The organism is Amycolatopsis sp. NBC_01307, assembly GCF_035975215.1.
Classification (GTDB): Bacteria; Actinomycetota; Actinomycetes; order Mycobacteriales; family Pseudonocardiaceae; genus Amycolatopsis.
On record NZ_CP108403.1, the window covers coordinates 4970741 to 4991702 of the forward strand.

General features: G+C 71.9%; 21 protein-coding genes. 10 read left to right on the top strand and 11 right to left on the bottom strand.

Annotated features, from left to right (window positions below):
- Positions 1 to 18 precede the first annotated feature (18 nt).
- Both OG439_RS20650 and OG439_RS20655 read left to right on the top strand, forming a co-directional pair.
- Positions 19 to 210 (top strand): hypothetical protein, encoded by a 192-nt coding sequence (locus OG439_RS20650; protein WP_326950999.1) that lies wholly within the window; start codon positions 19 to 21, stop codon positions 208 to 210.
- Between the two features lie 76 nt (positions 211 to 286).
- A complete protein-coding gene (locus OG439_RS20655) occupies positions 287 to 1141 on the top strand; it encodes an SAM-dependent methyltransferase (RefSeq protein WP_326951000.1) in 855 nt (284 codons plus the stop codon).
- A 58-nt stretch (positions 1142 to 1199) separates the two neighbouring features.
- Here OG439_RS20655 and OG439_RS20660 read toward each other — a convergent pair whose 3' ends face one another.
- On the bottom strand, positions 1200 to 3632 hold the full coding sequence (locus tag OG439_RS20660; protein ID WP_326951001.1) for an RICIN domain-containing protein: 2433 nt from the start codon (positions 3630 to 3632) through the stop codon (positions 1200 to 1202).
- A 323-nt stretch (positions 3633 to 3955) separates the two neighbouring features.
- Between OG439_RS20660 and OG439_RS20665 the strand changes: the two genes are divergently transcribed.
- The gene (locus OG439_RS20665; protein WP_326951002.1) at positions 3956 to 4138 is read left to right on the top strand and encodes a hypothetical protein; all 183 of its coding nucleotides are present in this window, start codon (positions 3956 to 3958) and stop codon (positions 4136 to 4138) included.
- A gap of 12 nt (positions 4139 to 4150) precedes the next feature.
- Here the strand turns inward: OG439_RS20665 and OG439_RS20670 are convergent, their stop codons facing one another.
- The 3 genes from OG439_RS20670 to OG439_RS20680 are packed head-to-tail and all read right to left on the bottom strand — an operon-like array spanning position 4151 to position 6436.
- Complete coding sequence (locus OG439_RS20670; RefSeq protein WP_326951003.1) at positions 4151 to 5122, bottom strand: ABC transporter permease; 972 nt, start codon at positions 5120 to 5122, stop codon at positions 4151 to 4153.
- Complete coding sequence (locus OG439_RS20675; protein WP_326951004.1) at positions 5119 to 6012, bottom strand: ABC transporter ATP-binding protein; 894 nt, start codon at positions 6010 to 6012, stop codon at positions 5119 to 5121. Before OG439_RS20675 ends, OG439_RS20670 begins: the two co-directional genes overlap by 4 nt.
- A gap of 22 nt (positions 6013 to 6034) precedes the next feature.
- Positions 6035 to 6436, bottom strand: coding sequence for a GntR family transcriptional regulator (locus OG439_RS20680; protein WP_247053609.1), 402 nt, complete (start codon positions 6434 to 6436; stop codon positions 6035 to 6037).
- 119 nt (positions 6437 to 6555) lie between these two features.
- Here OG439_RS20680 and OG439_RS20685 point away from each other — a divergent pair, with 119 nt between their 5' ends.
- From OG439_RS20685 to OG439_RS20695, 3 genes are all read left to right on the top strand, one after another.
- Positions 6556 to 7329 carry a cyclase family protein gene (locus OG439_RS20685; protein ID WP_326951005.1) on the top strand — a complete coding sequence of 258 codons (774 nt, stop codon included), beginning with the start codon at positions 6556 to 6558 and terminating at the stop codon, positions 7327 to 7329.
- Positions 7326 to 8957 carry a thiamine pyrophosphate-binding protein gene (locus OG439_RS20690; protein ID WP_326951006.1) on the top strand — a complete coding sequence of 544 codons (1632 nt, stop codon included), beginning with the start codon at positions 7326 to 7328 and terminating at the stop codon, positions 8955 to 8957. Before OG439_RS20685 ends, OG439_RS20690 begins: the two co-directional genes overlap by 4 nt.
- A gap of 109 nt (positions 8958 to 9066) precedes the next feature.
- Positions 9067 to 10068 (top strand): hypothetical protein, encoded by a 1002-nt coding sequence (locus OG439_RS20695; protein WP_326951007.1) that lies wholly within the window; start codon positions 9067 to 9069, stop codon positions 10066 to 10068.
- 227 nt (positions 10069 to 10295) lie between these two features.
- On the opposite strand, the gene OG439_RS20700 is transcribed toward OG439_RS20695, so the two are convergent.
- Positions 10296 to 10742 carry an Lrp/AsnC family transcriptional regulator gene (locus OG439_RS20700; RefSeq protein WP_247053617.1) on the bottom strand — a complete coding sequence of 149 codons (447 nt, stop codon included), beginning with the start codon at positions 10740 to 10742 and terminating at the stop codon, positions 10296 to 10298.
- A 179-nt stretch (positions 10743 to 10921) separates the two neighbouring features.
- On the opposite strand from OG439_RS20700, the gene OG439_RS20705 reads away from it, so the two are divergent.
- Entirely contained in the window at positions 10922 to 14344 is a 3423-nt protein-coding gene (locus OG439_RS20705; protein WP_442792316.1) for an indolepyruvate ferredoxin oxidoreductase family protein, read from the top strand.
- Here the strand turns inward: OG439_RS20705 and OG439_RS20710 are convergent.
- The 4 genes from OG439_RS20710 to OG439_RS20725 form a co-directional block, all read right to left on the bottom strand.
- The gene (locus OG439_RS20710; RefSeq protein ID WP_326951009.1) at positions 14325 to 14951 is read right to left on the bottom strand and encodes a helix-turn-helix transcriptional regulator; all 627 of its coding nucleotides are present in this window, start codon (positions 14949 to 14951) and stop codon (positions 14325 to 14327) included. The two genes, OG439_RS20705 and OG439_RS20710, sit on opposite strands and share 20 nt — an antisense overlap.
- A gap of 63 nt (positions 14952 to 15014) precedes the next feature.
- Positions 15015 to 15980 carry a GlxA family transcriptional regulator gene (locus OG439_RS20715; protein WP_326951010.1) on the bottom strand — a complete coding sequence of 322 codons (966 nt, stop codon included), beginning with the start codon at positions 15978 to 15980 and terminating at the stop codon, positions 15015 to 15017.
- Between the two features lie 53 nt (positions 15981 to 16033).
- The gene (locus OG439_RS20720) at positions 16034 to 16540 is read right to left on the bottom strand and encodes an ATP-binding protein (RefSeq protein WP_326951011.1); all 507 of its coding nucleotides are present in this window, start codon (positions 16538 to 16540) and stop codon (positions 16034 to 16036) included.
- An 81-nt stretch (positions 16541 to 16621) separates the two neighbouring features.
- Positions 16622 to 16831 carry a TOBE domain-containing protein gene (locus OG439_RS20725; RefSeq protein WP_326951012.1) on the bottom strand — a complete coding sequence of 70 codons (210 nt, stop codon included), beginning with the start codon at positions 16829 to 16831 and terminating at the stop codon, positions 16622 to 16624.
- 191 nt (positions 16832 to 17022) lie between these two features.
- On the opposite strand from OG439_RS20725, the gene OG439_RS20730 reads away from it, so the two are divergent.
- The gene (locus OG439_RS20730) at positions 17023 to 17742 is read left to right on the top strand and encodes a M24 family metallopeptidase (protein ID WP_326951013.1); all 720 of its coding nucleotides are present in this window, start codon (positions 17023 to 17025) and stop codon (positions 17740 to 17742) included.
- A 50-nt stretch (positions 17743 to 17792) separates the two neighbouring features.
- Here OG439_RS20730 and OG439_RS20735 read toward each other — a convergent pair whose 3' ends face one another.
- Positions 17793 to 18434 (bottom strand): FMN-dependent NADH-azoreductase, encoded by a 642-nt coding sequence (locus OG439_RS20735; protein WP_326951014.1) that lies wholly within the window; start codon positions 18432 to 18434, stop codon positions 17793 to 17795.
- 82 nt (positions 18435 to 18516) lie between these two features.
- Between OG439_RS20735 and OG439_RS20740 the strand changes: the two genes are divergently transcribed.
- Complete coding sequence (locus OG439_RS20740) at positions 18517 to 18993, top strand: MarR family winged helix-turn-helix transcriptional regulator (protein WP_326951015.1); 477 nt, start codon at positions 18517 to 18519, stop codon at positions 18991 to 18993.
- Here OG439_RS20740 and OG439_RS20745 read toward each other — a convergent pair.
- Entirely contained in the window at positions 18990 to 19613 is a 624-nt protein-coding gene (locus tag OG439_RS20745; RefSeq protein WP_326951016.1) for a SecDF P1 head subdomain-containing protein, read from the bottom strand. The two genes, OG439_RS20740 and OG439_RS20745, sit on opposite strands and share 4 nt — an antisense overlap.
- Before the next feature lie 153 nt (positions 19614 to 19766).
- Here OG439_RS20745 and OG439_RS20750 point away from each other — a divergent pair, with 153 nt between their 5' ends.
- Complete coding sequence (locus OG439_RS20750) at positions 19767 to 20954, top strand: carbohydrate-binding protein (protein WP_326951017.1); 1188 nt, start codon at positions 19767 to 19769, stop codon at positions 20952 to 20954.
- The last annotated feature ends 8 nt before the right edge of the window (positions 20955 to 20962 follow it).

Genomic DNA, 20962 nt, shown 5'->3' on the forward strand with positions numbered 1-20962 from the left:
ACGCTGGAGGTGCCGTCAGTGGACAGGACAGGGGACGAAGTGGACACGGGGGCGCTCGGCCACCCGGGGTCCCGTCGCGACCTGACGGAACTGTCCGAGGCCGCGCGCGATCTCGACCGGCGGATCGAGCAGCACCTGGCGCGGTTGCGCCGGGACCGCGCCGGACGCCGGGACGACATTCCGGACCAGCGGCTTCGCCCGAGCGGCTGACCTCGCGTTTACCGCGGGGACGCGACCTACTACGCTGGGTGGCCCACGCCGCCCGCCGATGTCCTGCGAGGTCGCCATGTCCGACGTCCCGTCCGTGAGTTCCCCCAGCCAGAAGCCGGTGGGGGTGGATCCCGAGCGGCCGAGCATCGCGCGGATCTACGACGGGTTCCTCGGTGGTCACAACTTCTACGAAGTCGACCGCGTGGTGATGGAGAAGATCCGGCAGGCAGTCCCGGAAGCGGTGGACATCGCCCGCGGCAACCGCGGCTTCCACAACCGCGCGCTGCGGATGCTGGCGAGCCAGACCAGGATCCGGCAGTTCGTCGACTGCGGGTCCGGGCTGCCGACCGCGGAGAACACGCACCAGATCGTCCAGCGCATCGACAAGGACACGAACGTCGTCTACATCGACAACGACCCGGTGGTCCTGGCGCACGGCCGCGCGCTGCTCGCCGAGAACGACTTCACGCACATGGTCGAAGCGGACATCTTCAAGCCGGAAGCGGTCCTGGGCAACGACGAGGTGCTGCGCCACATCGACTTCACCGAGCCGGTCGCGCTGCTGCACGTCGGCACGATGCACCACTTCGAGGGCGACGGCGCCGCCGACGTCATGGGCGAGTACATCGACGCGCTCGCGCCGGGCTCGTACGTGGTGCTGTCGCACTTCTTCGACCCCGAGGTGCCGGAGCTGACCGCGATCGCCAAACGCATCGAGGACATCCTGACCCAGGGCCCCCTCGGCGCCGGCCGGTTCCGCACCCGCACCGAGATCGAGGCGATGCTGCCGGGCCTGGAGTTCCTGCAGCCCAACGCGACGTCGGAGCCGGGCCTGGCGGTCTGCGACGAGTGGTGGCCCGACGGCCCCCGGCTCACCCCGCTCAGCGGCTCCGCGAAGTGCGTGGCCGGGATCGTCGGCGTCAAGCGCTAGCCACGGTCGTGAGTGGTAATGCGGGTTAGAACCCGCATTACCACTCACGACAGGCTCGCTAACGCAGCTGCCAGAGGTGGTCCGCTGTCCCGTTGTCGGCGAACTGGACCACCTGGGCGCTGTCCGCCGTCGACATCAGGTCCACGCCGAGGACCTTGCCGGAGTTGCGGTTCTTCACCCGCCACCAGCCGTCGCCGTTGTCGACCAGCTGCCAGAGGTGGTCCGCCGTGCCGTTGTCGGTGAACTGGACCACCTTCGCACTGTCCACGGTGGACATCTGGTCGACGCCGAGGACCTTGCCCGAGTGGTGGTTGCGGATCCGGTACCAGCCGTCGCCGTTCGCGACGAGGTGCCAGAGGTGGTCGTCGGTGCCGTTGTCGGCGAACTGCACCACCCGCGCACTGTCCGCTGTGGACATCTGATCGACGCCCAAGACCTTGCCCGAGTTGCGGTTCACGATCCGGATGGCCGCTCCCCCGCCGCCGGGCAGCCACCGGTGCCCGTCCGGCGCCGTCGTCGGGAACGACGTGACGCGCAGCCGCGCCGCGCCCATCGGGATCAGCGTGATCGTCTCGACCGGCGCGTCACTCTTCGCCGGTGACGCCTGCAACGGCGTGACGACGTGCTGGTCGTCCGCGGTCCATTCGGCGATCTTCCGCGCCGACGCGGTGATCTTCACCGGGACGGTGTCCGGAGTGAACGGGTTGGCGGGCAACGTCCCCCCGGCCGCGGAGAAGGTCAGCGCCGCGTCGACGGCCAGGCCGTAGTTCCACGGCGTCGTCGCGTGCACGGCGTACTGCGGGAACTGCGCGGACCCGCCGAGCGACTGGTAGCTCTCGCCGATCTTCAGCGAGTACGTCAGCGGGCCGTGGTCGACCGACCGCGAGTCGTGGTTCGCGCTCCAGGTCCGCACGGTCGTGCGCTGCGGCAGCGTCAGCGTGACGACGTCGCCGTCCGCCCAGGTGCGCGAGACCTTCGCGAACGACGGCCCGGCGGTCACCGCGACCGACGCGCCCGCGACGACCAGCCGTGGCGCCGCGCACCACGCGGGAATCCGGAAGTACAACGGGAAGGCCAGCGCCCGAGGCGTCCGGACGGTGAAGGTGACCTGCTCGGAGAACGGGTACGTGGTGTCCTCGGTGATGGTCACCGCCGTGCCGTCGGCGACCTTCGCCGTGACGCTGCTGGCGGAGTACATCGCCGCCGCGAGGCCGTTGTCCGGGGTGGCCAGCCAGAGTTCCTCGGTGAAGTACGGCCAGCCCATGCCGTAGTTGTGCGGGCAGCAGCGGTACTGGTCGACGCCGAGCAGGTAGGCCTGCATCGCGAAGCCGTTCTGGAACTGGCCTTCGCTCTTGGGGACGTTGTCGAGGTCGACGCCGTTCGCGCTGGTGATGTAGTGCACCGCGCGCCCGGCCGGGTCGAGCGCGGCGGGCAGGGAGTTGAACGCGAGGTCCTCGCAGCGGTCGGCCCACACCGGGTCGCCGGTCAGCCGGGTGAGCAACTGGTGGCTGGCCATGAACTCGACGATCCCGCAGGTCTCGAAGCCCTGCCGCGGGTCGCCGAAGCCGGGACGCGCGTTCTCGTCGCCCGCGAAGCCACCGCCGGCGAACTGGCCGTACGCGGCCATGACCGTGGTGTAGTCCTGGTAGGTGGCCTGGGTGAGCGACGCCGAGCCGGTGCGCAGCGCGTACTGCGCGGGCTCGCGGAAACCCTGGGCGACGTTGACGTTGTGCAGGCTCGGCAGGTTGCCGACCCAGTTGGCGCCGTAGGTGTGGATCTTGTCGGCGAGGTCGAGCAGGAAGGTGTCGCCGGTGCGGTTGAACAGCCAGAACACGCTGTCGAGCCCGTCACCCCAGCGGACGGACACCCAGCTGGAGTTGAACGCGCCCGGCCCCTGCGCGTTCATGTACCGCAGGAAGCGCGTCAGGAACGGGACGACGCGCGCGTCGCCGGTGTACTCCTGCCACGAGCGCAGGGCCTGCAGCAGCGGCAGGTACGGCCAGAAGTCGGGGCCGTTGTTGAGCGCCGTGCGCAGCGCCGTCGGGCCGAAGAAGCCGTCGGGCTGCTGGGTGGCGAGGATCGCGTCGATCCACTTGCCGGCGGTGGCTTTCGCGGTGGCGTCGCCGGTGACCGCGGCGAGGTCGACGTAGCCGCGCAGCCAGTACGGCACCTCCTCCCAGCCGGTGCGCTCCGGGTGGACCCAGCCGCTGGTGGCGAAGTCGAGGAAGTGCGACGTCTCGGCGTAGTGCCCGCACAGGCCGTCGAGCTGCAGGCGCAGCTGCCCGGCGAGCCAGCCGCGCGCGGTGACCGCGCCGGGCGGGAGCTTGAGAAACGCGGTGGGCTTGAGCGGAGCCGCGTTCGGCGTGTACAGCCCGCCGGCCGCGGGGGCGACGGTGCGGCCGCCGGGAAGGGCGGCCCCGGCTTCCCGCGTACTCGCGAACAGACCAGCGGCGACGGCTCCGGCGACGAACTGCCTGCGGCTCAGCGACACGGGTATCAGCCTCCGCGGTCGTTACAACGTTGTAAAAATAGTCTTACCCGCTGTATACAACGTTGTAAATCCGCCGTTCGTCGGAGGCGCCGGCGTACGGCCCGGATTCGGTCGTGTACCCGCGGTCAGATCCGGGTTAAGCTCCGACCGGAGGGTCCGGAACGCACCGGGTCGCAACGTCTGTGTGCGTGGCTCGGCGCAAGCCGGGCGGGTACCACGGTGGCCGATGGCGACCGGGCAGACCCGGACTGCCCTCCGCAGCACCGAACACCCCAGCTGAACCGACTTCGACGAGCACCGCCGGTACCGGGACGGGCGGTGCGATGAGCGAGGTCAAGGTGAGTGTCAGCTCGTGGGTGGCGGCGCCCCTCTACGTCGTGCTCTGCCTCGCGGTGTGCTTCGTCGCGGCGCTGCCGGTGTGCGTGTACATCGCGAAGAAACGCGGCCCGGAGGGGCTGCGCGCCTTCGCCGAAGTGGTCCGCGCGTTCTGGGGCCGGAAATCCTGAGCCGGGCACGGGTCAGGCGAGCACGCGGACCCGGCGGATCGCGAAGTACACCAGCGCCGCTGTCAGCACCGCGAAGATGCCCGTCTCGATGCCCTGGAACGTCCAGAACCGGTCCCCCGGTTGGTATTCCAGCCAGTTGTAGGCACCCGGGCCGCCGGCACCGCCGGTGCCGCAGCCTTCGGGGCCGCACGGGCCGATCTGCGAGTTGGGCAGCACCATGTCGCCCGCCGCGTTGCGGACACCCTGGTCCATCACCCAGTCGCCGGCCGCGGTGTTCGGGGTCTGTCCGCTGTCCGGGGCGAACGTGAGGGTCTGCGCCGGCAGGTACCGCGGGCGGGCGAAGACCTCGATCGCGACGCGGACCACCGCGTAGCCGACGAGCGAGATGCCCATGGCGGGCAGCACTTTCGTCCAGTACGTCCCGGCGAAGATCCCGAGCGCGAGGGCGAACAGCGTGTACACGACCGGGACGACGCCCTGGACGTCGAAGGCGAAGTAGCCCAGCCGGCCGGTCGCGCTCACCAGCGGCTCGAACCACCACGACACGCCCAGCGCGTACCCGACGGCCAGCACCGCCGTGATCGAGCCGACCAGCCCGAACTTGACCAGCGCCCAGTGCAGCCGGCTCACGCCCTGCGTCCACACCAGACGGTGTGTGCCCTGCTCGACCTCACGGGCGATGAGCGGCGCGCCGAAGAACACGCCGACCAGCACCGGCAGGATCACGAACAGGACGGCGACGAACACCATGCCGCCGAACTGCTGCTGGAACTGGTGGGCGAGGCTTTCGCAGTTCGCCACCGACGCCGTCTGCGTGATCATCGACGCCTGGCCCAATGCGGCCCGGCAGGCGGCCAGGCCTGAATCCTCGTACTTCGCGTGCATCGCCAGGCCGGTGGGGATGACGATCGCGGCGAGCGCCCCGAGGACGGCGAGGGTGAACCACGCCTGCCTGCGGTACTGGCGCCAGGTCAGCCAGATCATGCCGGCACCCCCCACGCTTCCGGGGCGACGCGGGGCTCGGCCGCGGCGAGGTGGCCGAGCACCAGGTCCTCCAGGGTCACTTCGTGTTCCGTCCACAGTGGATCGATCGAACCGGCACCCCGGCGGACGAGCAGTGTCGACTGGCGGTCCGTGTGGCTCGCGCGGACGACTTCCGCGACCCCGGCGATGGACTCGCTGCCGGCGCGCGGGCCGGTGAGCGTGCGGTGCGCGTCGAGCAGCTCGTCGACCGCGCCGGTCAGCTGGACGCGGGAGGACTGCAGGACGACCAGGTAGTCGCAGCTGCGTTCGAGGTCGGCCAGCAGGTGCGAGGACAGCAGCACCGTGGTCTCGCTTTCGGCCACCGCACCCATCAGCGTCTGCATGAACTCGCGGCGCGCCAACGGATCGAGGCTCGCGATGGGCTCGTCGAGCAGCAGCAGCCGCGGCCGCTTGGCCAGGGCGAGCGCCAGCGCGACCTGCGCCCGCTGCCCGCCCGAAAGCTTGCCGACGGCTTTGCCCGGCGGGATGCCGAGCGCGGCGAGCCGCTCGCGGGCCAGCGCGGCGTCCCACCGGCGGCGGTTCAGCTTGCCGCCCATGGTGATCAGCTCCGCCGCGGTGAAGTCCCGGTACACCGGGGTGTCCTGCGCGACGAACCCGATGTCGGCGAGCACCGCGGGCCCGTCACGCGGGTCACGGCCGAAGACGCGCACCTCCCCCGCGTCGGGCTTCAGCAGCCCGACGGCCAGGTGCAGCAGCGTGGACTTGCCCGCGCCGTTCGGGCCGACCAGCGCGGCGATCCGCCCGGCGGGCAGCGTCAGCGCGCAGTCCTGCAGCGCCCAGCTGCGCCCGTAGCGCTTGCCCAGCGCCCTGGCCTCCACCGCCAGCTCCATCGTCGGACTCCCCTCGGGGTCACTACAGCTTCCATTGGTCGAACGGCGGCGTGGTGCCGCGCATCGTCGTGTCGATCAGCGCGCTGATGTCGTCACCCGACATCCCCGCCTCTCCCGCGCGCTCCAGCCAGGCCACCAGCTCCTCGCGCAGCCGCGCCTGGTAGCCGAGCGACGGCCCGGCGAGGGTGCCGGTGACGAACGTGCCCACCCCCGGCTTGCCCTCCGCGAGCCCCTCCAGCACCAGCTCGCGGTAGGCCTTGAGCACCGTGTTCGGGTTGATCGCCAGCGCCTGGGCCACTTCACGCACCTTCGGCAGCTGGTCGCCGTCACGCAGCAGGCCGACGCGCAGCGCCTGTTTCACCTGCAGGACGAGCTGCATGTACGTGGCGACCCGCGAGCGGCCGTCCAGGACGAACTCGATCACCCCACACCCTCCTACTGTCCTACGACATTAAGACAACACCCGGAATCGAGCCCTGTCAAGGACCGGGCTCCCGGCATAGGGTCTCGGACGAGACGTTCACCCGCACCCGGGAGGCAGGCATGTCGTTGTTGGACGGACTGGGCCAGGCGATCACCTCGGGGGCGGTCGACATCGTCGACCTCACCGCGCCGCTGAGCCCGAGCACGCCGATCCTCCGGCTGCCCGAACCCTTCGCCAACACCATCCCGTTCCGCCTCGAGGAGATCAGCCGCTACGACGAGCGCGGCCCGCGGTGGTACTGGAACGACATCCACACCGGCGAGCACACCGGCACCCACCTCGACGCGCCGGTGCACTGGGTGTCCGGAAAGGACGGCCACGACGTCTCGCAGGTGCCGCTGAAGACGCTCGTCGCGCCCGCGGTCGTGCTCGACTTCTCGACGCGGGCGGCCGCGGACCCGGACTTCCTCCTTTCGGTGGACGACGTGACCGCGTGGACGGCCGAGCACGGGCCGCTGCCGGCCGGCGGCTGGCTGCTCTACCGCACCGGCTGGGACGCGCGGGGCGGCGACCAGGACGAGTTCCTCAACGCCGACGAGACCGGTTCGCACACCCCCGGCGTCTCCGCGGAGTGCGCGCGGTGGCTCGCCGAAGAAGCCCCGATCACCGGGTTCGGGGTGGAGACCGTCGGCACCGACGCGGGCCAGGCACCCGGCCTCGAGCCGATGTTCCCGTGCCACGAGCTGCTGCTCGGCGCCGGGAAGCACGGCCTGACGCAGCTGCAGAACCTCGCGTCCCTGCCGCCGACCGGCGTGCTGCTGATCGTCTCGCCGCTGCCGATCGTCGGCGGGTCCGGCAGCCCGGCGCGCGTGCTGGCCCTGGTGGAGCGGTGAACGTCGCCGAGCTCGTCGGCCGCACCCTGGCCGGCCTCGGGGCCGGCACCGCGTTCGGCGTGGTGGGCAGCGGCAACTTCGAGGTCACCAACGCGTTGCGCGCGGGCGGGGTCCGGTTCGTCGCGGCCCGCCACGAGGGCGGCGCGGCGAGCATGGCCGACGCCTACGCGCGGATCAGCGGGAAGGTCTCGGTGCTGTCGCTGCACCAGGGCTGCGGGCTGACCAACGCCGTCACGGGGATCACCGAGGCGGCCAAGAGCCGGACGCCGATGCTCGTGGTGACCGCCGACTCCGCGGGCTCGTCGGTGCTGTCGAACTTCCGCATCGACCAGGACGGGCTGGCCACCGCGGCCGGCGCGGTGCCCGAGCGGGTGCACTCCGCCGCGAGCGCGGTCGCGGACACCGTCCGGGCCTTCCGGACCGCCCGGCAGGAGCGCCGGACGGTCGTGCTGAACCTGCCGCTCGACGTCCAGGCGCAGCCCGCGCCGGACCTGCCGGACGTGCTTCCACTGGTCCCCGGACCGGCCCCGATGCGCCCCGACATCGGCGCGGCGGCCGACCTGGCGGACCTCCTGATCGCCGCCGAACGGCCGGTGTTCATCGCCGGGCGCGGCGCCCGCGGGAGCCGCGAACCGTTGCGGGAGCTGGCTTCGCGCGCCGGAGCGCTCCTGGCGACGTCGGCCGTCGCGCACGGGCTCTTCCACGACGACGAGTTCGCGCTGGGCATCTCGGGCGGGTTCGCCTCGCCGGTGGCCGCGGAGCTGATCGCCGGCGCCGACCTCGTCGTCGGGTGGGGCTGCGCGCTGAACACGTGGACCACCCGCGACGGGAAGCTGCTCAGCCCGTACGCGACGCTGGCCCAGGTCGACCTCGAGCAGGGCGCGCTCGGCGCGCACCGGCCGATCGACCTCGGCGTCGTCGGCGACGCCGGCTGCACCGCCGAAGACGTCCTGAGCGAGCTCGGTGACCACAAGGCGGTGGGCTACCGGACCGAAGACGTCGCCGGCCGGATCGCGGCGGCCGGGCGCTGGAACGACGTCGAGCACGACGACCTGTCCCGCGGCGGCCGGATCGACCCGCGGACGCTCAGCAGGCTCCTGGACGACCTGCTGCCCGCCGAGCGGATCGTCTCGATCGACTCCGGCAACTTCATGGGCTACCCGAGCGCGTACCTCTCGGTCCCCGACGAGCTGGGGTTCTGCTTCACCCAGGCGTTCCAGAGCGTCGGCCTGGGTCTCGGCACGGCGATCGGCGCCGCGCTCGCCCGCCCGGACCGGCTGCCGGTGCTGGGCACCGGCGACGGCGGGTTCCACATGGCACTGTCCGAGCTGGACACCGCGGTCCGGCTGCGCCTGCCGCTGGTCGTGATCGTCTACAACGACGCCGCGTACGGCGCGGAGATCCACCACTTCGGCGACGCCGACATGACCACGGTCCGGTTCCCCGACTCCGACATCGCCGCCATCGGCCGCGGCTTCGGCTGCGCCGGCGTCACCGTGCGGTCGGCCGAGGACCTCTTCGCGGTGAAGGACTGGCTCGCCGGACCGCGCGACGCGCCCCTGGTCATCGACGCGAAGATCGCCGACGACGGCGGTTCGTGGTGGCTCGCGGAGGCCTTCCGGCACTGACACGATCGTGGGACGCCCTTGACAACGGCTCGGGCGCGGCTGGATGCTGACCGAGTTGTCTTACAGACGTAAGACAGTGGGGGAACTTCATCGCTCCGAGGAGCCGTTCATGCGTATCTTCCTGGCCGTGCTCGCGGCCATGGGCCTGGTGGTCACGCCGGCCACATCGGCCACGGCCGATCAGTCGCGGTCGTCGCCGGACGCCGCGGGCGCGTTGCTCGCCGCGTTCGACGACCACGCGCTCGTCGCCAAGTCCAGTCCGGACGTCGGGAGCTTCCTGCTCGACCTGGTCCGCGATCCACGTTTGCCCGGCAAGGTGAACGACATCGCCGTCGAGTGCGGGAACTCGCTGTACCAACCGGTTCTCGACGCCTACATCGCCGGAGCCGACGTCCCGATCGCCGACGTCCGGCCGGTGTGGCGCAACACCACCCAGCCCAGCTGCGGGTTCTCGACGTTCTACGAACAACTGTTCCCGCTGGTCCGGCAGGTCAACACGACACTGCCGGCGAGCCGCCGGATCCGGGTGCTGGCCTGCGATCCACCGGTCGACTGGAGCAAGATCCACCACCCGGCGGACTTCACGCCGTTCGAGGAGCGCGACCCGGCGATCGTGTCCGTGCTGAAGACGCAGGTGCTGCAGAAACACCGGAAAGCGTTGCTGCTGTTCGGACTCGGGCACCTGACGCACAACACGGGCAGCGCGGTCGGCCGGCTGGAGCAGGAGTACCCGGGCAGTGCGTTCGTCGTCGCGGACCACCGCGGCTTCCTGAAGGACAACGCGCGGCTCGAATCGCGCCTGGGCTCGTGGCCGTCGCTGACCACGCTGAAGAACTCGTGGCTGGGACAGCTGGATGCGTCGTACTTCCCGCTGGACCGCGACTTCCCGCCGGGCACGAAGGGCTTTCCCGGCGTGGACGCCTACCTGTACGAAGGTCCGGCCGGCACGCTGCTGCGCGAGCCCATCTCGGCCCGGACGATGCTGGACACGGACTTCCTGACCGAGATGCGCCGCCGGGCGACCGCGTTGGAGGCACCGCCGGGCGCGCTCGAATGGCCGGAGTTCTTCCTGCAACGGGAGCGCGACTCGGGCGTGCTGCTGGGCGATTAGCTGTTCTGTCCGGGTGCGAGCGCTCCGGGGCCGGCACCGAGCCGTGGCGATCGAACGGCAGGCCGGTCCGGCGCCGCCGGTCGGCGAGGGTTGCATTGGACGGTCGCCGAGCGACCAGGTCTCGCGACCCGGGAGGTTGCGGACCAGGCGGCTCGCCTTCCGTCTACCGCGGCGAACCCGGCGGGTTAGGTCGCCGCGGCTAGTCCGGGCGCCGGGAGAGCGTGACGCTAGTGCCCGCGCGACCAGGACTCCAGGGCGATCAGCGTCTTGGTGCCGGTGATCTGGTGGTGGCGGCGGATCTCGTCGATCGTCTTCTGGAGGTGAGCCATGTCACGGACGCGCAGCCACACGAGGGCGTCCGGGTCGCCCGCGATCGTGAACACCGCCTGGGCCTCCGGCATCCGCGTGGTCGTGCGGAGGATCTCGGCGACCTTCGTGTTGCCGACGAACCGCAGCTCGGTGAACGCCTCGATGCCCCAGCCCAGCTTCGCGTGGTCGACCTGGACGGTGAAGCCCGTGATCACACCCGTCTCGCGGAGGCGGTCGATCCGCCGCTTGACCGCCGCCGTCGACAAAGTGACCCGGCCGGCGATGTCCGACAGCGTGCGCCGGGCGTCCTCGCGCAGCAGGCCGAGGATCTCGTGGTCGGTGGCGTCGAGTAGCTCTTCGGTCATGCGGGCGAGCGTAACTCCGCGCAAAAAACCGGGCCAATCGTCGATCATGACCGCCGAAGTTTGCGTGAGAGGCGGTGATCCCGCGTCGGCTGTTGCGTCCGGGGCCGATACCGTGTGCCGTGGCCCGCATCGCACTGTGCGCCCGAGCACAGCCGCGCGAGGGCGAAGGGAGCCGCGCCGTGGAGTCGTTCACGCTGGAGGACCGCTACCTGCGGGAGGCGGGAACCGTGCACCTCACCGGGGTGCAGGCCCTGGTGCGGCTGCTGTTCGACCGCGTCCGCCACGACCGCGCCCACGGTGGCGACCCCGCGGTGTTCGTCTCCGGTTACGAAGGCTCACCGCTGGCCGGGTACGACCTCGAGCTGGGCCGCCGCGCGACGCTGCTGGAGAAGCACGCCGTCGTGCACCGGCCCGGGCTCAACGAAGAGCTGGCCGCGACGTCGGTGATGGGCAGCCAGCTCGTCGCGGGCGCCGGCGGGCAGCGTGGCGTCACCGGGTACTGGTACGGCAAGGCACCGGGTCTCGATCGCGCGTCCGATGCCCTGCGCCACGCCAACCTGGCCGGCACCGACCCCCGCGGCGGCGCGGTCGCGCTGGTCGGCGACGACCCGAACGCCAAGTCCTCGACGATCCCCTGCGCGTCCGAGCTCACGCTGGCCGACCTGGCCATCCCGATCCTGTACCCGGCCGACTCGCAGGACGTCCTCGACTTCGGGATGCACGCGGTCGAGCTGTCCCGGGCCAGCGGGCTGTGGTCGTCGCTGAAGGTCGTCACGAACGTCGCCGACGCGTCCGGCACCGCCCAGGTCGGTCCACAGTGGACGGCCCCGGACCTGGGACCCACGGCGTACCGGCACGCGCCGACGTCGAAACTGCTCGGCGCGAGCCTCGCCGCGCTGGAACGCAGCCTCTTCACCGTGCGGCTGCCGCTGGCGATGGAGTACCTGCGCCTGAGCGGTCTCAACCGGATCACCACGCGCGGCCCGGCCGACCGGATCGGCATCGTGTCGGCCGGGAAGTCCTACCTGGACGTCCAGCAGGCCCTGCGCATCCTCGGCCTGGACGAGGAAGCCTTGCACCGGCACGGCATCCGCGTCCTGAAGCTGGGCGCGATCCACCCGCTGGAGCCGTCGATCGTCCGGGAGTTCGCCGACGGGCTCGACGAGATCGTCGTCGTCGAGGAGAAGCGGTCGTTCATCGAAGCCGCGCTCAAGGAGGTCCTGTACGGCGCGTCCGGTACGCCCGCCGTGCACGGCAAGAAGGACGCCGACGGCCGCACGTTGTTCACCGAGCTGGGCGAGCTGGACCCGGACGTCGTCGCGACCGGGCTGGCCCGGCGGCTCGCCGCGCACCACGAGATCCCGTCGGTCGAGGCCTGGCGGGGCCGGCGTCGCCGTGAGCGCATCTCCGTGCCGCTGCTGGCGAGGACGCCGTACTTCTGCTCCGGCTGTCCGCACAACTCGTCCACGAAGGTCCCGGAGGGCACGCTCGTCGGCGGCGGCATCGGCTGCCACACGATGGCCCTGTTCATGGAGCCCGACCAGGTCGGCACCGTCCTCGGCGTGACGCAGATGGGCGGCGAAGGCACCCAGTGGATCGGCATGGCGCCCTTCGTCGAGGCCGACCACTTCGTGCAGAACATCGGCGACGGCACGTTCACCCACTCCGGCAGCCTCGCCGTGCGCGCGGCGGTCGCGGCCGGTGTCAACATCACCTACAAGCTGCTCTACAACTCGGCCGTCGCGATGACCGGCGGGCAGGACGCCGTCGGCGCGCTGCCGGTGGAGAAGGTCGCCGAGCTGCTGCTCGTCGAGGGCGCGAAGCAGGTCGTGATCACCAGTGACGCGCCCGGGGCCCTGCGCCGCCGCAAGCTGCCCGCCGGTGTCGAGGTCCGCGACCGCACCGAAATCCTGCGCACGCAAGAAGAACTGGCCGCCGTCCGCGGCGTCACCGTGCTGATCCACGAGCAGGAGTGCGCGGCCGAGAAGCGGCGGAAACGCCGTCGGGGCAAGCAGGAGACGCCCGCGACCCGCGTGGTGATCAACGAGCGCGTGTGCGAAGGCTGCGGCGACTGCGGCACCAAGTCGAACTGCCTGTCCGTACAGCCGGTGGCCACCGAGTTCGGCCGCAAGACCACGATCCACCAGTCGTCGTGCAACGTCGACTACTCCTGCCTGGCCGGGGACTGCCCGTCGTTTGTCACCGTCGTGCCGACCGGCCGCAAGCAGCACCGCAAGCTCGGCGAGCTGGCCGCCGACGCCGTCCCCGCGCCCGCCTCGCCGGGGTCGCCGGACTTCACCGTGCGGATCACCGGCATCGGCGGCACCGGCGTCGTGACCGTGACGCAGATCCTCGCGACGGCCGCGGTGCTCGACGGCCGGCACGTCCGCACGCTGGACCAGACCGGGCTGGCGCAGAAGGGCGGCGCCGTGGTGTCCGACCTGAAGGTGACGGCCGAGCCGGTCGCCCAGGCCGCGAAGCTCGCGACCGCGGAGTGCGACCTCTACCTGGCGTGCGACGCGCTCGTCGGCGCGGACGCGACGAACCTGGGCGTGTCCGACCCGGGCCGCACGACGGCGGTCGTGTCGACCACCGAGGTGCCGACCGGCCGGATGGTCGTCGACACGACGGTGGCGTTCCCCAGCCCCGGCAGCGTCCTCGCGCCGCTGGAAGCCGCGGCAGCGCGCACTGTGTCACTCGACGCGCGCGGTCTGGCCGAGACGCTGTTCGACGACGACCAGTTCGCGAACGTCCTGCAGCTCGGCGCGGCCTTCCAGACCGGCGTGATCGGGCTGCCCGCCGCGGCGCTCGAGCGCGCGATCGAGCTGAACGGCACCGCGGTGGCCGCGAACCTGCAGGCCTTCCGCCGTGGCCGGCAGCTCGTCGCCGACCCGGACGCGCTGGCCGCCGCGGTCGCCCCCGCGCCCGCCGCGACGCCGAAGCCCGCCGCGCCGGCCGTGCGTTCACTGGTGCACGCCGAGCCCGGGTCGGAACTGGCCCGGCTGCTCGACATCCGGATCCCCGACCTGGTCGCCTACCAGGACGCGGCGTACGCCCGGACGTACGCGGAGTACGTCGAGCAGGTGCGGGTCCTGGAAGACGGGCCGACGGCGGTCACCGAGGCCGTGGCGAAGCACCTGTACAAGCTGATGGCCTACAAGGACGAGTACGAGGTCGCGCGGCTCTCGCTCGACCCGGCGTTCACGGCGGACCTCGAAGCCCAGTTCGGCGCGGGCACGCGGTACGCGTTCCGGCTGCACCCGCCGGTCCTGCGCGCGCTCGGCATGAAGCGCAAGATCAGCCTCGGCCCGTGGTTCCGCCCGGCGTTCCGGCTGCTGCACGCGCTGCGGCGGCTGCGCGGGACGAAGTTCGACCCGTTCGGCCGCGCCGAGGTTCGCCGGGTCGAGCGCGAGCTGGTCGAGGAGTACCGCGGCGTCGTGCTGCGCGCGTTCCGGGCCGAGGACGTCGACCTCGCGCAGGTCCTGGCGCTGGCCGAGCTACCCGACCTGGTGCGCGGCTACGAGGACGTCAAGCTGGCGAATGTGGTGCGGTACCGCGAGAAGCAGGCCGAGGTGCTGGCGCTCACGCACGCAGGTAGCTGAGCATCGCCTGGGCCTCGTCGGGGACGCGCAGCTTGGTGCTGACGTCTCCGGCGTGGCGGCGCGCCGCGTCCGTGCCGATGCCGAGCAGGCGGCCGATCGCCGGGACCGAATGGCCTTCGGCGAGCAGTGCGACGACTTCGCGTTCGCGCGCCGTGAGCGTGGTGACCGGGTCGCCGGGGCGGCGCCGGTCCAGTTGCAGGGCGACGACGTCGCGGTCCAGCACCGTCCCGCCGGCCGCCACCCGGCGGAGGGCGTCCAGGAACTCGTCGGCCTTCCCGACGCGCTCCTTGAGCAGGTAGCCGGCCCCGCCGCCGCCCGCGGCGAGCAGGTCGCCCGCGTAGCCGTCCTCGACGAACGCCGACAGCGCGAGGATCGCCAGCCCCGGCGCCCGGCGACGCGCTTCCAACGCGGCGCGCAGGCCTTCGTCGGTGAAGGTCGGTGGCAGCCGGACGTCGACGACGGCCAGGTCGGGTGCCACGTCCCCCACGGCGGTGAGCAGGTCGTCGGGGTGGTCGACGGCCGCGGCGACGACGAACCCGGCGCTGCGCAACAGCAGCACGAGCCCTTCCCGCAGCAGTGCGTCGTCCTCGGCGATCACGATCCGCACGACGGCCGGCCTCCTCACGTCGATGCCCCCTACCGGAAAGCACGGACACGGCGGCCGAAACGTTCAGGAAATGCCCGTGGTCCGGAACCGGGACCGGTAGTCGCTCGGCGTCACGCCCAGGCCACGCGCGAAGGCCCGCCGCAACGTTTCCACCGAGCCGAAGCCCGACCGGCGGGCCACCACCTCCAGCGGGTCCACGGTGCTCTCCAGCTGCTGCTGGGCGAACTCCAGGCGGATCTGCTCGACGAACCGGGCCGGTGTCCGCCCCAGCTCCTCGCGGAACAGCCGGGTCAGGTGCCGGACGCTGACGCCCGCGTGGGCCGCCATGTCGCCGAGCGTGTGCGGGGCCGACGGGTCCGCCGCGACGGCGTCCAGCAGGCCCCGCAGCACCTCGTTGCGCGGGCGGCCCGTCTCCAGCCGGACGCTGAACTGCGACTGCCCGCCCGGCCGCTGCAGGAACACCACCAGGTGCTTGGCCACCAGCCGGGCGATCTCCGGGCCGAGGTCCTCCTCGACCAGCGCCAGCGTCAGGTCGATGCCCGAGGTGACGCCGGCCGAGGTGATCACCGGGCCGTCCTTGACGAAGATCGCGTCCGCGTCGACGCGGACCAGCGGGAAGCGGCGGGCCAGCTGGCCGGTCAGGTCCCAGTGCGTCGTCGCGCGGCGGCCGTCCAGGACGCCCGCCGCGGCCAGCGCGAACGCGCCCGCGCACACCGACGCCGTCCGGCTCGCGCCGTCGGCGAGGCGGCGGATCTGGGCCACCAGCTCGGTGTCGGCGATCGTGCGGGCCCACTCGGGGCCGCCGGGCACCAGCACGGTCGCCCCGCGCGGGTCGGCCGCCGCCAGGTCGAGGTCGGCGCCGAGGCGCGTCCCGGTGTTGGCGCGGACGTCGGCGCCGCCGGGTGACGCCGTCCGCAGCTCGTACCGCCCGCCGTGCTCGTTGGCCTCGGCGAACACCTCCAGCGGACCGGAGACGTCGAGGAGGCGGACGCCGTCGTAGAGCACGACGAGGACGGGACGGGCTTTCACCGGTCCAGTATCACCAGTTCCGCCGCCGACCGTCCCGGCGGGAACGCCGGTGCTCAGCCCTCGCCGGACCAGCCGCTCAGCCGGCTGAGCAGCCGTTCGAGGACCTGCGGGTCCGCCGTCACCGGGTCACCGGAGACCGGCTCGTCGACCAGCGTCCGGCGATCGCCCCGGCGCGGCAGGCGCACCTGCTTCGCGGTCATCCCGCCGGGCAGCGGCAGCTCGCACCAGGTGGTGCGGCCGCCGCCGGGTGCCGGGTCGACGCCGACGCGCTCGCCGGGTGCGGCCTGGGGTGGCGGCAGGTGGGGCAGGGTGTCGTCCACCTCCACCAGCAGGACCTCGGCGGTCAGCCGCAGCCGCAGGGTGACGAAGGCGGGTGCCTTGGGGTCGCCGGCGTCGATGACCGCCTCGACCAGGCGTCTCGCCGTGGCCGTGACCTGCTCCAACATCGGCTTCAAGGACCAGTCGCTGAGAATCAGGCGGACGAACAGCTCGCTGACCGGCAGCGCGCTGGGCTGCGCGACCAGCCGGAGGTCGTCCATCTGGGAGGTGTGCGCGCTCAAACCTGACCTTCCTCGGCCCGGGTGCCACTGTTCGAGTCACGCATCATGCCACCCGTCCGGGAACCACCCGTAAGGAGGACGTCACTCGACGCCGAGCATGACCTCCGTGGACTTCACGAGCACGGTCACCGGCTTGCCCGGCGCCAGCTCCAGCTCCTCGGTGGCGTCCTTCGTGATGGACGCGACGACCTGCTGGCCGCCGTCGAGCTCGACGGTCACGACGGACATCACGGCGCCGGGCTTGATGGCCGAAACGGTGCCGGTGAGCTGGTTGCGGGTGGAGAGACGCATGGCCGTCCTAACGGGTTACAGGGCTGGTGAACGGCGTCAGGCTACGGCCTTTCCGCAGGTCACGCCGCCGGAAGCGGCCCGGCACGATCGAGTGGTGCGGCAGCGGGGCGGGCCGGATCACCGCAGCTGCGTCACGGCGGGACGCGCTGGGGAGCACCCGCGAATCCGGTGTGACTTGCTACCGTCGGCCCATGGGTGACGTGGTCGAGGACGAAGCGCTGCGGGCCGAGCGGCTGCTGGACGCGCAGGCGAAGGCGGTCGAGCTGTTCGCCGCGGTCGAGGAACGCGGGATCCTCGCGCCGGGCGTCCGCGAGACCGAGGCGAGCGACGCGATCCGCGACCTGGCCGGGGATCTGCTCGGCATCCGCCGCTACTGGCACAAGCGGATCGTCCGCGCCGGCGTCAACACGCTGCGGCCCTACCGCGAGAACCCGCCGGACCGCGTGCTCGGCGAGGACGACATCGCCTTCGCCGACTTCGGCCCGATCTTCGAGGACTGGGAAGCCGACTTCGGCCGCACGTTCGTGCTGGGCGACGACCCGGTCAAGCACGCGCTGCGCGATGCGCTGCCGAAGGTGTTCGACGCCGGGCGGGCGTACTTCGACGCGCTGCCGGACATCACCGGCGAGCAGCTGTACGCGCACATGGTCCAGCTCGCGCACGAAGCGGGCTGGGAGTTCGGCGGCGAGATCGCCGGGCACCTCGTCGGCCGGTTCCCGCACGAGACGATCGACGGCGCCAGGATCGCGTCCTACATCGCGCCCGGCAGCGACCAGCCGATGCGCCGGCCGGACCGCGGCGGCCAGGCGTCGCACTGGATCCTGGAGGTCCACCTCGTCGACCGCGACCGCGAGATCGGCGGCTTCTTCGAGCAGCTCCTCGACCTGGGTCCCGCCGCCGCGCAGTCCTGAAACGAGTCCTCCTCACCGGCCCCCGACGCCGGTGAGGAGGACCGGTCACGTCAGACGCGCGCGGTCGCCCACAGCTCGTCGATGGTGCGCTCGGCCGTCGCGAGGCTGGCGTCGGCCAGCGGGATGAGCTCCGCCATCGCCGGCTTCACGTACGACAGCGTCAGCTCGGCGGTGATGAACCGCGGCTCCAGGCCGGTCGGCGCGAGGCCGTGCGGCAGCCACGCCTCGGCGTGGTCCCAGCCCGCGCGGGGCGTGCCCGCGCCGTAACCGCCGCCGCGGCTGGCCAGCACGATGAACTCCCGGCCGCCGAGCAGGCCGGCCATCGTCACGGCGTCGGTCGAGAGCCCGGGGGCGATGAGGTGGTCGACCCACGCCTTGACGCTGCTCGGCGGGCCGAAGTTGTACAGCGGCAGGCCCAGCAGCACGGTGTCGGCCGCCTGCACCTCGCCGACGATCTCCCGCGTCAGCGCCCACGCCGCCGCCTGCGCGGGCGTGTGGTGCTCCGGCGGCACCCGGCCGGCCGTCCCGCCCGCCGCGTCGATGTGCGGCACCGGGTTTTCCCCCTGGTCGCGGTAGGTCACCGTGCCGTCGGGGTGGGCGGCCCGCCACGCGGCCGCGGCCCGCGCGCTGAGCCTGCGGCTCACCGAAGCCTCGCCGGTGATGCTCGAGTCGATGTGCAGGAGATGCGCCATGTCGTTCGCCGTCCATAGATCGTTGGTGTTAGACAAACCATTAATAGCACACCGATCATCAGGCCGGCCATATACTGGGCAGATGACTTCGCTGCCGGTCGTCAACCAGCCGCCCCACCGCTGCGGCGCGCTGCTCGACCACCTCGCGCGCCGGCTGCGGCTGCGCAGCGAGTCGGTGCTGGCCCCGCTCGGGCTGCGCCCGCGGCACCTGATCGCCCTGACGGTGCTGCGCGACCAAGGCGGCAGCTCGCAGCAGGACCTGGCGAAGATCCTCGAGATGGACGGCACGAACGTCGTCGGCCTGCTCAACGACCTCGAGACGGAGAACCTGATCGAGCGCCGCCGCTCCCCCGTCGACCGCCGCCGGCACATCGTCGAGCTGACCGACGTCGGTGCGAAGCTGCTGGCCCGCGCGGAGTTCGCGCTCGCCGCGGTCGAGGACGAGGTGTTCAGCGGCCTCGACGAAGAGCAGCGCGAGACGCTCTACACGCTGCTGCAGCAGGTCACGAACACGACGAACATGGAAGCCTGCACGGAAGCCGCGACCCGCCCCTGCTAACCGCCCGCGATGTCGCGGGCCAGCTGCCGCGCCTCGGGCAGGGTGAACTCCCCGGAGATCTGCGTTTCGCCGCCGGTGATGGCGGACTGGACGGCCGGCGCGGTGAGCACGCGGCTCCGCAGCACCATCGCGACCTGCTTGCCGACGTTCCCGCCGGTCCACTCCGCCCAGGTCCGGGTGCCGGCCGCGGTGAACCGGAGGCCGATGACCGGGTGACCCGACTGCGGGTCGAGGCGGGCGGCCACCCAGCCGACGTCGGCGCCGCTCAGGAACGCCGGGCCGAGCACGTACTTCGTGCCCTTCGCGCGGTCACAGCTGACCAGCGGCCGCGCCGGGTCGTCCCGGCCGGCCAACGGGTCCGGGCTGCCGGGGGCGCAGTCGAGCGCGGCCGCGGCGGCCTGTTGCGCGGCGGGGTCGGCACTCTGCCGGTCCGGCGCCGAGCCTGACCTCGGTGCCGGTGACGGTGACGGCGGCAGCTCGGTCAGGACCGGCCGGAAGTGCAGCAGCGTGCCGTCCTTGACGACGAAGCCGTCGCCCGAGGGCGCCGCGCTTCCGGACACCTGGGCCGAGCACCCGGCGACGGTGACGAGGACGGCCAGCGCCGCGAGGGAGATCCGCACGGGAGTCATTGTGGCGTCCCGGCCCCAGATCGGGAACTTACCACTGGTAACTCCTTGACTTTACCAATGGTAAGACGCACTCTACTGAGGCTAATTCGTCTAGACCAATCTGTCCGCTCTTCGAGGTACCTCCCCGAGAGGAGAGACACCACCATGTCCCCCCGGAAACCGGCCAAGGCCGCCGCCGCGCTCGCCGCCGCGACGGCCACAGCGGCCGCGCTCGTGCTCGCCCACGGCGCGGACGCCAGCCCGGCCGCCGCCCCAGCCACAGCCACAACCACAGCCGCCTGCGGCGTCCTGTTCGACGACTTCCACTACGCCTCCCCCACCGACAGCGCGTTCGGCGCGGCCGGCTGGACCACCCGCAACGACGTCGGCAGCCCGGGCGTGCCCGGCGCGCGCTGGCTGACGAGCAACATCAGCTTCCCCACGGTGAACGGGGAAAAGGTGGCGCAGCTCAACGCGTCCACCGACGGCAGCGCGAACGGCACGACCCACGCCGAGATGTACCAGAACCAGCTGCGGTTCCTGGACGGCACCTACGCCAGCCGCGTGAAGTTCACCGACGCGCCAGCCAGCGGCACGGACGGCGACCACGTCAACGAAACGTACTTCACGATCTCGCCGCTGCGGTACGACCGCGACCCGCTCTACAGCGAGCTCGACTTCTCCGAGTACCTGCCCAACGGCGGCTGGGGCGGCTCGACCGCGAACTACCAGACGTCCTGGTACACCTACTGGAACAACCCGTCCTGGGACGGCCTGCGCACCTCCACCGCGCAGAACCGCAGCTTCGACGGCTGGCACGACATCGTCACGCAGGTCTCCGGCGGGCACGTGAAGTACTACCTCGACGGCGTCCTCACCGCGGACCACACCACCGACGCCCAGGGCGATCCGGTCTACCCGCGCACGCCGATGTCGATCAACTACAACATGTGGTTCATCGACACGGCCGGCCACACGAGCGGCACCAGCACCTACACCGAGCAGGTGGACTGGACCTACTACGCGGGCAACCAGGTCGTCACCCCCGCCGCCGCGGTCGCGCAGGCCTCGACCTACCGCGGCGCGGGCACCGCGCACGTCGACACGGTCGGCTCCGGCAACTGCACCACGCCGACCAGCCCGCCGCCGACGACCACCCCGACGACACCCACCACACCGACGACCCCGACCCAGCCCGCGAACTGCTCCAGCGCGGCGGAGTGGGACTGGGGCACCGTCTACCTCGGCGGGCAGCGGGTCAAGCACAACAGCCACCTCTGGCAGGCGAACTGGTGGACGCAGGGCTCCGAGCCCGGCCTCACCGCGCAGTGGGCCGACCTCGGCCACTGCTGAACCACGGC

Excerpts from the sequence above, each read along its gene's own strand:
- OG439_RS20655 (WP_326951000.1), top strand. The coding sequence starts at position 287 with ATGTCCGACGTCCCGTCCGTGAGTTCCCCCAGCCAGAAGCCGGTGGGG.
- OG439_RS20665 (WP_326951002.1), top strand. The coding sequence starts at position 3,956 with ATGAGCGAGGTCAAGGTGAGTGTCAGCTCGTGGGTGGCGGCGCCCCTC.
- OG439_RS20670 (WP_326951003.1), bottom strand. The coding sequence starts at position 5,122 with ATGATCTGGCTGACCTGGCGCCAGTACCGCAGGCAGGCGTGGTTCACC.
- OG439_RS20675 (WP_326951004.1), bottom strand. The coding sequence starts at position 6,012 with ATGGAGCTGGCGGTGGAGGCCAGGGCGCTGGGCAAGCGCTACGGGCGC.
- OG439_RS20685 (WP_326951005.1), top strand. The coding sequence starts at position 6,556 with ATGTCGTTGTTGGACGGACTGGGCCAGGCGATCACCTCGGGGGCGGTC.
- OG439_RS20695 (WP_326951007.1), top strand. The coding sequence starts at position 9,067 with ATGCGTATCTTCCTGGCCGTGCTCGCGGCCATGGGCCTGGTGGTCACG.
- OG439_RS20700 (WP_247053617.1), bottom strand. The coding sequence starts at position 10,742 with ATGACCGAAGAGCTACTCGACGCCACCGACCACGAGATCCTCGGCCTG.
- OG439_RS20725 (WP_326951012.1), bottom strand. The coding sequence starts at position 16,831 with ATGCGTCTCTCCACCCGCAACCAGCTCACCGGCACCGTTTCGGCCATC.
- OG439_RS20730 (WP_326951013.1), top strand. The coding sequence starts at position 17,023 with ATGGGTGACGTGGTCGAGGACGAAGCGCTGCGGGCCGAGCGGCTGCTG.
- OG439_RS20735 (WP_326951014.1), bottom strand. The coding sequence starts at position 18,434 with ATGGCGCATCTCCTGCACATCGACTCGAGCATCACCGGCGAGGCTTCG.
- OG439_RS20740 (WP_326951015.1), top strand. The coding sequence starts at position 18,517 with ATGACTTCGCTGCCGGTCGTCAACCAGCCGCCCCACCGCTGCGGCGCG.
- OG439_RS20750 (WP_326951017.1), top strand. The coding sequence starts at position 19,767 with ATGTCCCCCCGGAAACCGGCCAAGGCCGCCGCCGCGCTCGCCGCCGCG.